Source organism: Rheinheimera sp., from assembly GCF_037442525.1.
Classification (GTDB): Bacteria; Pseudomonadota; Gammaproteobacteria; order Enterobacterales; family Alteromonadaceae; genus Pararheinheimera.
Genome location: NZ_JBBIQD010000005.1, coordinates 12,975 through 26,297, shown reverse-complemented (window position 1 = coordinate 26,297; position 13,323 = coordinate 12,975). Strand labels below are relative to the sequence as shown.

Here is a 13,323-nt window from a genome sequence, read left to right as displayed (position 1 = left end):
TTAATTGGGGCTGGTTAATAACCAGACTTTACCGTAGTGCTTTAAGGCATCAGCACGCTGCTGCGCCTGCTCCCCAATGCCCTGATATAAATCAATCCGGCCCGGAGTTTTAATGGCGGCGCCTTTGTCCTGCGCCAGCAGCAATTGATACTGATGCCGCAGCAATTGCCCTTGGTTGTCCAGCACCGGAATTTGCGCCAACAGCACCGAACCGAGCGGAATATATGCCGGGTCTACTGCGATGGAATGCAAAGGCGTCAAGGGCACATTGGCGGCACCAACAGGTTGACTCGGTCCCTGTTGGAAAAAGGTGTAACTGGGGTTTTGCCGCATCAGCTCACGCTGACGTTCAGGATGGCGGCTTAACCAGTCTTTAATGGCGCTGGCCGACATCTGTTCTGGTCTGTATTCCCCCATTTCGATCAGCACTTTGCCCAGACTGCGGTAAGGCTGGCCGTTACCACCTCCATAACTCAACAGGTGCTGCCGGCCGGTTTCGTCCTGCACCATGCCTGAACCTTGCACCTGCATAAAAAAATTATCCACCAGGCTTTCACTGTAAAACAGCTCCAGTCCCAGGCCTTGTAAGGCACCGTCAAAGTCTATCTGCTCGCGACTGGGCAGCGGCGACAGGCCTGCAGGCTTGCGGTAAATGGGGTACTTGTAGCGGGCATTGGCGGTGCGGCTGACCTGGAAAACCGGCACATAATAACCGGTGAATTGCACGTTGCCGCGGCCATCTTCGCCTGCCAGTTGCCAGGCGGTCATGCGGCTCTCTGAGCCCAGCTCTGCCTGCCGCTTGAGTTGCTGCAGGCTGTGCTGCAGCTGAGCTTTACTGAGTGACAGCCCCGGCAGCTGGTAGTCGGCCGGCACTGAAGGTTTGCCAAGGTAAATCAGTTGTTGGTCAATGCCTGCTAACAGTTCCGGCGTCAGCCAGTCGGTGTTGATTTGGATGCTGCTGGCCTGATAAGTAGCAGGCAAGCGGGCAGCCCGCGGGTCAAGGCCATTGTTGGCAAATTGATTCGACTGATGAATACCGGAAGAACCCGCACAACCGGCCAGCACAGCGGCCAGTGCACACAGAATGACTTTTTTCATGGTTTATCCTTTTTTTGCCCGCAGTCTAGGGGATTTTTCCTGTGGATGGAATGGGGGCTTGACTGCAGCACTGCATCGGGAAGCACACACTCGTCAGACCTGTGCGGATTCTGTTAAGCTGAAAGCCATTTTTCCGCTTAGGGTTTGAGCATGCTTGAAACTTTGGTGTACAAACTGATGGGGCGGCGTCCGCCTGTGGTATTACAGCGTTCAGCCAAGGCTGAACTCAGGGTCGGTGACTATGGTTTTTACAGCCATCAGCAGCGGCTGGCGCTGAAGGATTTACCCCAGATGGATCCGGTCACCTGGCTGTTGCTTGAGCCTGACAACGCCACAGCACTGCAGTCCACCACAGGGCTGGTTGCTGTGTTGCTGGATTGCCGCCAGATCCAGCAGGTGGATGAATTGCAAAGGCTGCTGGTTTTGGTGCAGCAGTTGTTGCCTGTCCTGCAGAACCAGAGTCCGATCCTGCTGCTGTCAGACAGTCAGGCCGCCATAAGTGCAAGCCACAGTGCCTGCCAGTCGGCATTGACAGGTTTTGTCCGCTCTCTGGCCAAAGAGCTGGGTAACAAAGCCTGCCGGGTGAATCTATTGGATCTGTCTGGCGCGGATTGGCCTGCAGCCCATGCGTCGGTGCAGTTTTTTTTAAGCCCGGCGTCGGCCTATATCAGTGGGCAGGTGCTAAAGCTGGGGGAAGTAGCGCAGGTACCAATGCAGTGTGCAGCTCGGCCTCTGGCCGGTAAAACGGCCTTGGTCACAGGGGCTGCCAGAGGCATTGGCAAAGCCATCGCCAGCCAGCTGGCTGCTGAAGGTGCTTTGGTGGTTGGCCTGGATTTACCTGCAGCGGCGCCAGCGCTGGACGCGGTAATGCAATCGTTGCGGGGGCAAAGTATTGCATTGGACCTGACTGGTGCTGAGGCGCCTGCCCAACTGCTGGCGCAGCTGCAAGAGCGTCATCTCAGCCTGGATCTGGTGGTGCATAACGCCGGGGTGACACGTGACAAAACCCTGAAGAATATGGCACTGGCCGACTGGCAACTGGTGCTGGAATTGAATTTAAATGCGCAAATCCGCCTGAACGAAGCGCTGTTGGGATCAGCCCAGTTAGCGGCAACTGCATCTTTTGTCAGTCTGTCGTCCATTAATGGCCTGGCCGGGCAACGTGGACAGTGCAATTATGCCAGTGCCAAATCAGCCCTGAGTGGTTATATCCAGCACATGGCGCGCACCTACCCGATGCATAGGTTTAATGCGGTGGCGCCTGGTTTTATCCGTACTGAAATGACGGAAAAAATGCCTTGGCTTATTCGGGAAATAGGCCAGCGTTTTAATTCGTTGGGGCAGGCGGGCGAGCCATCGGACGTGGCTCATGCCGTCTGTTTTTTAGTGCGCCCGGACAACAAGGCCTGTAATGCGCAGGTGCTTCGGGTCTGTGGCCAGAGTTTAGTGGGCGCCTGAACAGCGCCCCTGGTTCAGGGGGCGCCTGTGCAGCGCCATTCGGCGGGTGGTACCCAGTGGTGTCGCCAGTGCTCAAAATCGGCGGCTGGCATGGGTCTGGCAATGCCATAGCCCTGGGCCAGTTCACAGCCAAGCGCCAGCAGCGCCTGGCCGTGTTCAGTGGTTTCCACCCCTTCAGCCACAATATCCCGTTTAAACTCGGCAGCCAGCACCAGAATGCCCCGTAAAATAGCCAAATCATCCGGGTCGGTCAGCATGTCGCGGACAAAACTCTGGTCAATTTTCAGCACCTGAGCCGGTAAACGTTTCAGGTAAGTCAACGACGAATACCCGGTACCAAAGTCGTCCAGTGCAAAACTGACACCGGCGCGCAAGCAGGCCTGCATCACAGCCTGCACATGGCCCAAATCGTTTAATGCGCCGGTTTCCAGTATTTCCAGCTGCAACAGCGCAGGGGAGACCTGCTGGTAACGGCGTAGCAATTGCTGCAGCCGGTTGACGAAATCCGGTTGCTGTAAATGGTAAGCCGAGATATTGACGCTGACCGGCAGGACCCAGCCCTGTTGTTGCCATTCGGCCAGTTGCCGTATGGCGCGCTCCATCACCCAATAGCCCAGCGTCACCCCCAGGCTGTGCTGTTCAATGGCTGGCAAAAACAAACCGGGCGGCACCAGGCCCCGTTCGGGGTGGCGCCAACGGATCAGTGCTTCCGAGCCTATCAGTTCACCGCTGCGCATATTCACCTTGGGCTGATAAAACAGCTCAAACTGCTCCAGTTCCAGCGCCTGACGGATGTCCTGCAGGGTTTCCTGATGACCACGCATGCTGCGGGCTTTGTCGACATCAAACAACTGATAACGGTTTTTGCCATCCTGTTTAGCCTGGTACATCGCATGGTCGGCCTGACGGATCAATTGCTCCGCATCCACGGCTTCGGGCTGTGGCGCAAAGGTAATGCCAATGCTGGCGGAAACGGACAGCATCCAGTCGTCTATCTGCACTGGTGTGGCTATCTGTGCCAACAACTGCTCAATTCGCTGACAGCCCTGGTGCTGGCCAGTCAGTGCTGGCAGCAGCAGAACAAATTCATCCCCACCGATACGCGCCAGGGTTTCATAGCTGTCCAGTTGTTTACGCAGTCGTTGGGCGACCTGCAGCAGCAGTTTATCGCCTGTCGCATGGCCATGGCGGTCATTAATTTCTTTAAAGCCGTCCAGGTCCAGATAGGCAATCGCCAGCCACTCGTCTTTGTCCCGCATCTGCAGCAATTGTTGTAATTGCTGGATCAGCGCATTGCGGTTGGGTAAACCGGTCAGCTGGTCGAATAAGGCAATTTTTTCCAGTTGCTGTTGCTGCTGGTGTTGTTGAGTGATATCGCTGAGCAGCCCGACATAATGCCGCACCTGTTGCTGCTCGTCCCGCACCGCACTCATGGTCAGGCTTTGCATATAGTCTTCGCTGTTCGCCCTGCGGCTCCAGACTTCACCGGCCCAATAGCCCTGTTCATGCAGTACCTGCCACATATGCTGATAGGTGTGTTCATCCTGCCGGTCGGATTTTAACAGGCGGGGGGTGCAGTTTTTCGCCTGTTCAGGGCTGTACCCTGTGATTTGGCAAAAGGCCTGATTGACATCAATGATCACCCCTTGCGGATCGGTGATCATAATACCTTCGCGGGCATGGGTGAACACACTGGCGCTGAGGCGCAGCTGAGTTTCTGCATTGTGCTCAGTGGTCACGTCCCGCGCTGTGCCTACTACCCCCAGGCTTTGTTCATTGTGGTAGACCGGGGTTTTATAGACATCCAGCCAACGCAGCTCGCCGTCAATCATCAGCTGACGCAACACCTGATCCGGCAGGTCCTGCTGCAATACATTTTTATCATGACTGATATGCATCAGCGCCTGCTGAGGGTCGAACAATTCGCTGTCTGATCTCCCCTGGATCTCCTCAACGTCCCGTTGCAGCATCATGGCAAACCTGCGGTTGACCGCCAGATAACGCCCCTGTAAATCTTTGAACCACACCATCAGCGGCAGACTGTCAAACAGTGCACGCAAGTATTGCTGTTGCTGCTGAAGCTCTGCAATCAGCTGTTGTCGTTGTTCTTCCTGATGGATTTGCTGAGCTTCGGCGTCCACCAGACAGGCCAGAATACTGCCTGGTGGCACCTGCTGCCCCCGCAAGGGTTTGCTGGTTTTGGGTTGGCCAAATTGCTGCAAAAAGGTGCTGAGTTCAGAGGGAGTGGCACCCAGCAGGCGCCTGTACAGCTGCCGGCTGCGGTACAGTGTGATACACAACACCAATGTGACAAAAATAAACGCCAGCCGTAGCCAGAAGGCTTGCATCATGGCGTCACTGACGGCCTGGCGGGTCCGTTGTTCCAACCTGGTCTGGGTGTCGGCCAAAGGTTGCATCACACTGGCTTTGAGCTGAAATTGTTCATCAGAGAGCAGCCTGAATAAACTGTCCTTCTGCACCTGCCGGCGCTCGGACGCTTCGAGTCCGGGCATGTCCAGTTGACTCATCTGCTGACGTTCGATCCGGATCAATTCCTCGGCCCGTTTTTTTGCCAGTGTCACTGCGCTTAATTCGTCCGCGCTAAAGCCAGCGTCCTGCATCAGGGTTAACAGCGCCAGGCGACGGCCTTTGAGTTGCAACGCCTGCGTCGATTGTGGCAGCTCCCAAAATACCGGCTGCTCCGGCCGGGGGGCATAGCCATCCTGAATGGCAAGGATTTCATCGTAATAGGTTTTATAACGGGGGTCCGCCGTGGCTATATACAGGAGCGCCATCCGGGTCAGGTCATCTGACGACTGACGGAACTCCTGGATTAATCGGGGAAACGTGGCCCGGCTTTCGTTCGCCTGGTCTATTTTTTTTTCGGCCCAGACATAACAGATAAACAACAGGATGCAGCAGAGCAACAACAGACCGCTGACAACAAAACTGCGGTTTAAGGCCCGGCTGGCTTCGGAAACAGTGTAGGGCACATTAACTCCACGGCTGACTTCGGGTTGACATTACGACAAGCTCTTGATAGAGCTGAACTAATACTTAATGAGTAAGGTCAGGAAAGCAAGTTTCAGCACAAGAAAGAACAGACTCCGGGGGGATGCGGTATGGCAAGTGAGTTTCAGCTGGCACAAAACCGATGGCAGCAGCACTGGGCTGGTTTGACTGCAGAGCAAAAACAACAGTTACGAATGGATGCGGCGGCTGATGCGCTGGTGCTGGACCAACAGCGGTTCAGCATGGCGCAAAAGAAGTTATGGCAGCAACTGGCCGTGGAGAAACTGCCGCTGTCACTGCAACTGGCAGGGCGGCTGACCCGTCTGTACCTGCAGGCCCCAACAGACCCAGCCAACAGCGGCAATCTGATGCGGACACTGGCAACTGAGCTGGTGCCTGGCCAGGATTTCAGAAACCAAAGCTGCGCCTTGTACTCTGATCACAAGCTGCTGTTTCAGGCGCCGGCCGCTGAACAAATCCCCCAGTTATTTGCGCGTTGGGGTCAGGCTGCTCCCCGCACTCTGGCAGGCATAGCCAGCCATTACCAGAAGTGGATGCAATTGCAGCCTTTCAGCGCAGGGAATCAGCTGCTGGCGTTGCTGTGGCTGAAACTGATGCTGCGGCAGTTGCATCCGTCCTGGTATGAGTTGCCGCTGGAACAACAACTGAAAAAACAGCAGGCCGAGTACCAGAAATTATTGTGGCAGGATGGCGCCGCGCGGGAATGGACTGACTGGTTGCAGCAACAGCTGCATCTGGCAATTCGTGCGGCTTTGCCAGAAGAGCCGGCGCCAAAAATACAACGCAACTGGTTTGACACCGAAGATGAGATAGTGCGGCAGCTGAAAAAAGACAACAGACTCAGTGCCCGTCAGCTGGCATTGCAACTGGGCTTAAGCTGCAGGGCCATTGAAAAACAACTGGCCAAACTGAAAGCCCGCGGCCAGCTGCAGCGTGTGGGGCCAGCTAAAGGCGGGCGCTGGCTGATCCAGAATTAAAACGGTCAAAGCGTTTTCGTCATAAAGTATTTGGCCCCGGTAAAGGGGTACTGCTGCTGGGTCCATTGCAGTTGATAGCCGTGACGTTCATAAAAAGGCCGCGCCTGAAAATCCAGCGTATCCACTACCACAAAACGGCAACCCCGCTGCACAGCTATCTGCTCGGCTCGTTGCAGCATCGCACTGCCCAGGCCCTGACCCCGTTCGGATTCTGCCAGCCAGAATGACTCCAGATAAAACCAGTTGCCAAAGGTTCGGCCAGCCAGCACGGCCAGCAGTTCACCTTCGGCATTCAGCTTTTTCAGTCCCAGTGGTTGTCGCAGTGAAGCATCCCAATGCAAGGCGTTAAATTCAGCAATTTTCTGCCGGGCCAGATCGGCCAGTCCGGTACTGTGTTCTTCAATCCACATACAACTTTTTCTTGAGTGAAATCAGGGCTGCAGCATACTAAAGCAGTTTTGTTGTCCTGATAACATGGCGGGATTAAATTTTGTACGCCGGACGTACCTGAAAACACCTGACCGCTACGCTTGTAAGCAGCGGCGCCTGACCAATCAATGCTGCCTGTGAACAAAGGCGTTTAATTTTGCAGCAAACGCACCATGTTTCAGAAAAAATACTTGCAAGCCAAAGCGCTGCTGCATAACATAGCCGCCGTTGCCGCAGCAAAGCCTGCCGTAAACGACCTGCGTTCTTAGCTCAGCTGGTTAGAGCACCACCTTGACATGGTGGGGGTCGGTGGTTCGAGTCCACTAGAACGCACCATATTCCAACAAAAACGCCGCTCACTGAGCGGCGTTTTTGTTTTTTCGTTTCTCAGCCCCTGACCACCCTGTCTGCAATGAACTGCTGAATTTGTGCATGCGAATAACCGAGGCCGGTCAGCAGCTCTGGCGCGTGCTGGCTTTCTTTCGGTGGGTGATGCCGCAGGCCAAACTTGTGTTGGTCCATTTGTATTGGCAGGGCCGGCAGTTTAATTTCAACGCCATTCTCCAGCTGCACCGCCAGCAGGCCGCCGTCATTCAGGTGTGGATCGCTGACTAAGTCCATCGGCTTGTTCACCGGCGCATAAGGCAGGCCAATGGTGTCGAGCTTTTGCATCAATACCTCTGTTGGTAGCTGGGCAAAAGCGATGGTCAGGCGCGGAATAATGGTGCTGCGGTGATCAAAGCGGCCACTGTTGCTGTCCAGCCGGCTGTCGTTGGCAAAATCGGTTAGCGAGATTTATTCAGCGTTTAGCGGGCAGTCAGAGTAGACTGCTGAAGGCCTTTACCAGCCAAAGGCCTGTTGTTTCCTTCTTCAGACGAGCACTTTGCATGAAAACGGTATTTTTGGATCGCGACACTTTTAGCCCTGGTATTCACTTTTCAGCTATCGAACAACAAGCCAGCAGCCTGACCTGCTACGGCACCACGCAGCCAACCGAAGTGGTAGAACGCTGCCGCGACGCCGACGTTATTATCTCCAATAAAGTGCTGCTAAACGCCGACACCTTAAAGCAATTACCCCAGCTGAAACTGGTTTGTATTGCCGCCACCGGCACCAACAATATCGATTTAAAAGCGGCGCAGCAGCTTGGCATAGCTGTGACCAATGTGGCCGGTTACGCCCGCCATACTGTGCCGCAGTATGTGTTTGCGCAAATACTGGCGCACTACAGCCAAACCGAACATCACAACCAAAACACCGCCAAAGGCCTGTGGCCACAAAGCCCAACTTTTGTGGTGCTGGGCAACCCGATGGTTCAGTTGGCGAATAAAACCCTGGGCTTAGTCGGTTACGGCGCTTTGGCCAAAGGCGTGGAGAAAATCGCCCGGGCTTTTGATATGAAAGTAATTATTAGCGAACACGCTGGTGCGACCGAAATTCGCCCCGGTCGCGTCAGCTTCGACGAGCTGCTCGCAACCGCCGACATTATCAGCCTGCACTGCCCACAAACCCCGGATACAGTCGGCTTAATCAACGCTGCCGCTCTTAGCAAAATGAAGCCAAACGCCATGCTAATCAACACAGCCCGCGGCGCTTTGGTCGACAATCAGGCTTTGCTCAACGCCTTAGAAACCAAACAAATTGGCTACGCGGTGCTGGACGTTTTAGAGCAAGAACCGCCACCAGCCGACCATATTCTGTTAAACGCCAAGCTGGATAATCTAAAAATCACCGCCCATATCGCCTGGGCCTGCCAGGAAGCCCAGCAGGATTTGGTCAATATTATTGGCCGCAATATCCAAAGCTTTAAAGCCGGCGAGCGGGAGAATAGAGTGGTGTAGGGAAGAGCTGGTCTTTTCTGTATTCCCATAAGGTGGTTGGCAAACCAGCCACCGGCAACTACTGCGTTCGCCCGTTCGCGCCTCCCGCGCTCACTTTTATATTGCTCACTCCGCAGTTACCAATGTCTGTTTTGCTGGACGTTAGGTTTGTGCAAAAAGCAGGTCTAGTTGTGACTCTACAAAGTCCACTTTACCTCTACTCTGTTTTGCGCTCACTTTGCGCATTGCTGCAAGAAGTAACTACATAAAAATTAATGAGCTATCAAAGTTCACAGAATAGGTAACATGCCAATGGAGTGAGATAAACCGCATGCGCGTTATCCTGCAACCAAAAGGCTGGACAAATCTTAGGAAATGGTTGAATTTAGGGAATTAATAATCGCTATTTCTCGCTGGTCTAACAAGCCAGACGCGCATGCGCATTATACAAATGTTATGTTTCCAAAAGGAGTAAAAAGAATGGGTCGAGCATACCTTACCCCTATAAATACTTATGTTGGCTCGCAGCCACAATTAGCACCTGATGGTACTTACGTTGGCGGCAGGCCTAATCTTGCACCAGATGGGACTTACGTTGGTGGTCGCCCTCAACTTGCCCCTAATGGTAAATATGTTGGTGGTCGCCCTCATTTAGCTCCTGATGGCACTTACGTTGGAGGCAAGCCAATTATGGCTCCAGATGGTACGTATGTCGGAGACGGCTCTGAATAAAACCTAACAAGCAAACGCAGCATCGCCATTTCGTGGCTGGGCCTCTTTTCAGTCGGCCGTTGCTTTGGGCGTTATGCATTAGCAGGATAGATCAATGTTTAACTTCAAGTCAGAATCAGGTTGGTCACTTGAATTAGAGCTAGAGTGCTTTGTCATATACAAAAAGTTGGAAAATGCTGGCTTCCCATATGGACTGCAAACTGATTTATGCGAAAAATTAGCGAATCGGTGCAAAATGGATAGCGGGACTTTGAAGGCTAAGGTTGGAAATTTTAAATCTGAGCGAGGGCATACAGAACCAACTAACTCATCAAAGGCTACAAAATATCTTGTAGAGCAATACGGCTCTTTGAGTTTAAAAGAATCAGAGGCATTGTTAGCTGGCTATAAACTGGCGGTTGAAGCAAATACACAACAAGGCACTGTTGTCGCCAGTAATTTGGCTGGGACGGCTTAAACTGCGATCCAGCCGCCACAAAGCTTTGCGTTAGGCGTCATGAATAGTAATTTCACTTCACTTGGGGGTTGAGTGTGTCACTCAAGGTTTTCGTGAGCTACGCGAAAGAGGATCGGGATCACGCGTTAAAGTACTATGACCTCTTTCTCCAAGAGGGGGCTGCCCCTTGGATGGACGTGAAACATTTGCTCCCAGGTCAAAACTGGGAAGCGGAAATCGACAAGGCGTTCAGCGATGCGAATGTAGTTGTTCTCTTGCTGAGCAAGCAAAGCGTCAACAAGCGCGGTTTCGTGCAACGTGAAGCTAATGACGCCATCGAACGCCTCAGATACAAGCAACCCACCGACATTTATGTGATACCGCTTCTGCTTGAGCCGTGCGACGTTCCTAGTCACATAGCTGGGCGGCTTCAGTACGTTGATCTTAGTACTGCTGGAGCCTGGGGGCAGGTGCAAGCTTCACTAAAAATCGCTGCCGAGCAGCAATCCATTGAACTGGCCAAGGGGCTGGATGCCGGCCCATTCCGAGTGTTCACCGACAAGCTAGAGGAGCAGTGGCAAGGTGCTCCTGGACACGACATAAAGATTGAATACCCAAGGTTTGAGTCCACATCTCAACCGAGGATTGCCAAAGAGTTGACATATTTCTTTGCAGGACGAGCTGCTAGAACGGTAATAGAGTCGCGCCAGAAGCCTTGGGATCAATCACCTGATCTCTTCTCAAAGACTGACGGATTTACGGCGACCAACGGTAGGTGGGACAGCTTCGGGATTGTTAATTCAACACCTCAACTCTTGAGCCTAGTGTACGAGGTCGGTTGGTACGGCGCGGGAGCCGCGCATCCAAACTCATATTTCGAGACATATAACTTCGCCATGAAGGAGCGTCTGCTTCTTCTTAATCTTGAGGACTTCTTCAAAGAAGGGCCTGCAGCCATCGAACGCATTAGCGAGCTATGCATCGGAGCTCTTGGTCGAGAGTACTGGAGCCGGATGGGCGAGAAGCCTGATGACTATCAGCTGAAGATGTTTCATGATGGTGCAGGTCCGGATGCCGAGAACTTCAAAGCCTTTACTGTCAGTGCAGACCACTTTACGTTCCTTTTTGCCCCCTACCAAGTGAGTTCCTATGCGATGGGTCGATGGAGTGTTGACGTGTCCTTCTACGATCTTCTTGACGTACTACAAACGGATGGGTTGCATCGCTTAGCTGCATCGCCCCACGCATAGAGGAGGACGCTTCCCGGCTTGGGCCTCGACGGGCCCCTCATGTCAAACGTTATGTCCGCTGCTTGCTTTAAGCGGTCAATCATTAAATGGGGGCTGTGAGCGCCCCGATTTATTAGTGAATCAGATAACTACACCCTAATAAAAGCCATCTCCGCAGCCTGTGCTTTTAAGTAAGCTGTTCCGGCAACTATGTTGTCACTCAATGCCTGAAAATACTCAAGATCGTCAGCTGTAATAAAAGGCTGTTGTTTTAGCTGATTGATAAGAGCACTGCCAGAACCCTGGTCGGTGAGTTGCTGCAGCACTTTATCTGCCAGGGAGGTTAGTAGCCGCGCAACCAGCTTTTTGTCGATGTTGCAAGTTTCGGCAAAGTCGGCCAGTTGATAAGCGTGAACACTTTGCGGTTCAAACTCGTCGCCCATCGCCATGGCCAACACCTGCTTAAACTGGGGGAACATGGCGATGTTCACCAGATCATAAGCTGGGGTAAAGCGGGCGTTTTGTTTGTCGAAATACAGCGAGACGTTTTTGCCATGGCTGTCGTAATTGCAGATCATTAAATTAAATAACTGCCAGTGGATTAGCCATTGCATACTTTCTGCCGGTGACGTCATGCTGCGGCATAACTGAAATAGTTTTGGCAGGCTGGCGCCGTCCCGAATGTGCTGAACGTCTCTGCCATCGCCCAGGTTGCGTTCGTACTTATAGTCTCTGGCTAAATTCAGGGCCTGGCAGCCGTCTATCACATGGCGTCTCAGTACTTTTTGCGCCGCAGCATCGTATTTGCGGTCAAAGCGTTTGACGATCAGGGCCGGATGAGGGCCAAAACGTCTGAATGCAACTTCTGCTGTCGGTAAGCCAATAGCAGTTGAAAGTTTCATGCAGAAGAATTCGTTTAACACCAGGTTAGGGCAGTTTTTCCGTTCAAATTTCAGGATATGGCTGGAGCAGAGTGAACCGTCGCCAAAGCCAATAGTGCCAGCGTTATCGATAAAGACATTCAATTTGTCCTGCACACCCGCCACACTAAGCCGGGGTTTGTCGTCCCAGGTGAGTAAGCCAAACTGTTCTTTGATATTCAGCCGTTCGATTAGCTCTTTGTCTGCAAGGGGCCTGAAGCTGGGCTGCTGATGATCGGGCTGACTTCCTTGAACTGGTCTAAAGGTCACGGCTCCGGCTAAATCGCCACCCAGAGCACGCACCTGCGAATAGACGTTTTTTTCCGAAACCCCTAAATGTTCCGCCAGTAGTTTTCGTGCTTCCCCCTCGGGTAAGGCGTTATCCAGGTAGTTGTAGGCAACGTCAGGCCTGTGCTGATGATTCAGTGGCAAATGAGGTGAAATGGCAAAACCCTGTTGTTGCCACTCTGGTGTGTAGCTAAGTTTCAGTAAGTTGGTGCTGTTATCCAGTGCCAATAGGCCTATGGTCTCATCGCCATAACTGAGCTTCAGCCGGTATGCATCACCATGAAAAGCCTCTGTGGTTGCCATAATCACACCCACTCATCTTCAGTAGAGGCGGTGGTTGGCGTCAGCTCTTTTGAGGTTAGCTTAATACCTAAGCCGTTTATTACCGCGAGCACGGCCGCTAAGGTGCAATTGGCGTTGCCATTTTCTATGCGTGACAAGGTGTTAATGCCAACCCCACAAAGTGCGGCGCAGTCGGCTAATTTCATGCCGAGTTCTGTCCGCTTCGCTTTAATCAGTAGCCCCAAAGTCTCTGCATTATTGATAAAAGCTGACTCAGGCCTGTCTGAAACTGTGACTCTTTTTGCCATAACAGGAGGCTCGTGCTTAATTAATCACTGGATCTGGTGATTATAGGCTGGTTTTGCCAAAGCGCCACTATAATCACCAATAGCGGTGAATATAGTGCTATGGTGGTGGATTTCGTTAACTAATCACCGATAGTGGTGATTAATTTGGTTTCAAATAGGCCCTTGCAATCGCAGTTGGATTGCTGTCAGCGCGTCGCTGTTTGGTACACCTTTTTGTTGATTATTGCAGTACTTACCTGCTCTCAGTACCATTTTAATGGCCTCAGGGCCTGACACCTGGGCCGCAACGCAGCGGAGTGCCAGCGCTGCGGTG

The 13,323-nt window shown here is 52.9% G+C and carries 11 protein-coding genes and 1 tRNA gene; 6 read left to right on the top strand and 6 right to left on the bottom strand.

Translation table 11 applies throughout. From position 1 onward, the window contains the following. Nucleotides 1-1,098 (bottom strand): murein transglycosylase A, encoded by a 1,098-nt coding sequence (mltA, locus tag WKJ03_RS09555; RefSeq protein ID WP_337841967.1) that lies wholly within the window; start codon nucleotides 1,096-1,098, stop codon nucleotides 1-3. Between the two features lie 150 nt (nucleotides 1,099-1,248). On the opposite strand from mltA, the gene WKJ03_RS09550 reads away from it, so the two are divergent. After that, nucleotides 1,249-2,556 (top strand): 3-oxoacyl-ACP reductase, encoded by a 1,308-nt coding sequence (locus WKJ03_RS09550; RefSeq protein ID WP_337841966.1) that lies wholly within the window; start codon nucleotides 1,249-1,251, stop codon nucleotides 2,554-2,556. Between the two features lie 14 nt (nucleotides 2,557-2,570). Here WKJ03_RS09550 and WKJ03_RS09545 read toward each other — a convergent pair whose 3' ends face one another. Beyond that, complete coding sequence (locus WKJ03_RS09545; protein WP_337841965.1) at nucleotides 2,571-5,549, bottom strand: EAL domain-containing protein; 2,979 nt, start codon at nucleotides 5,547-5,549, stop codon at nucleotides 2,571-2,573. A gap of 129 nt (nucleotides 5,550-5,678) precedes the next feature. Here WKJ03_RS09545 and WKJ03_RS09540 point away from each other — a divergent pair, with 129 nt between their 5' ends. Beyond that, on the top strand, nucleotides 5,679-6,566 hold the full coding sequence (locus WKJ03_RS09540) for an HTH domain-containing protein (protein ID WP_337841964.1): 888 nt from the start codon (nucleotides 5,679-5,681) through the stop codon (nucleotides 6,564-6,566). 5 nt (nucleotides 6,567-6,571) lie between these two features. Here the strand turns inward: WKJ03_RS09540 and WKJ03_RS09535 are convergent, their stop codons facing one another. After that, the gene (locus WKJ03_RS09535) at nucleotides 6,572-6,976 is read right to left on the bottom strand and encodes a GNAT family N-acetyltransferase (protein WP_337841963.1); all 405 of its coding nucleotides are present in this window, start codon (nucleotides 6,974-6,976) and stop codon (nucleotides 6,572-6,574) included. A gap of 278 nt (nucleotides 6,977-7,254) precedes the next feature. Between WKJ03_RS09535 and WKJ03_RS09530 the strand changes: the two genes are divergently transcribed. Then, nucleotides 7,255-7,331 (top strand) — tRNA-Val (locus WKJ03_RS09530). Nucleotides 7,332-7,382: 51 nt separating this feature from the next. Here WKJ03_RS09530 and WKJ03_RS09525 read toward each other — a convergent pair. After that, the gene (locus WKJ03_RS09525) at nucleotides 7,383-7,790 is read right to left on the bottom strand and encodes a CoA transferase (RefSeq protein ID WP_337842139.1); all 408 of its coding nucleotides are present in this window, start codon (nucleotides 7,788-7,790) and stop codon (nucleotides 7,383-7,385) included. 92 nt (nucleotides 7,791-7,882) lie between these two features. On the opposite strand from WKJ03_RS09525, the gene WKJ03_RS09520 reads away from it, so the two are divergent. The 3 genes from WKJ03_RS09520 to WKJ03_RS09510 all read left to right on the top strand — a co-directional run bounded on the left by WKJ03_RS09520 (nucleotide 7,883) and on the right by WKJ03_RS09510 (nucleotide 11,233). Continuing rightward, nucleotides 7,883-8,836: a D-2-hydroxyacid dehydrogenase gene (locus WKJ03_RS09520; RefSeq protein ID WP_337841962.1), complete on the top strand. Its 954-nt coding sequence runs from the start codon at nucleotides 7,883-7,885 to the stop codon at nucleotides 8,834-8,836. Between the two features lie 805 nt (nucleotides 8,837-9,641). Further along, nucleotides 9,642-10,004 carry a hypothetical protein gene (locus tag WKJ03_RS09515; protein ID WP_337841961.1) on the top strand — a complete coding sequence of 121 codons (363 nt, stop codon included), beginning with the start codon at nucleotides 9,642-9,644 and terminating at the stop codon, nucleotides 10,002-10,004. Between the two features lie 74 nt (nucleotides 10,005-10,078). Then, nucleotides 10,079-11,233: a TIR domain-containing protein gene (locus tag WKJ03_RS09510; RefSeq protein ID WP_337841960.1), complete on the top strand. Its 1,155-nt coding sequence runs from the start codon at nucleotides 10,079-10,081 to the stop codon at nucleotides 11,231-11,233. A gap of 128 nt (nucleotides 11,234-11,361) precedes the next feature. On the opposite strand, the gene WKJ03_RS09505 is transcribed toward WKJ03_RS09510, so the two are convergent. Next, nucleotides 11,362-12,723, bottom strand: coding sequence for a HipA domain-containing protein (locus tag WKJ03_RS09505; protein WP_337841959.1), 1,362 nt, complete (start codon nucleotides 12,721-12,723; stop codon nucleotides 11,362-11,364). Between the two features lie 2 nt (nucleotides 12,724-12,725). Further along, nucleotides 12,726-13,010, bottom strand: a complete 285-nt coding sequence (locus WKJ03_RS09500; protein WP_337841958.1) for a helix-turn-helix domain-containing protein — start codon at nucleotides 13,008-13,010, stop codon at nucleotides 12,726-12,728. Nucleotides 13,011-13,323: the final 313 nt, after the last annotated feature.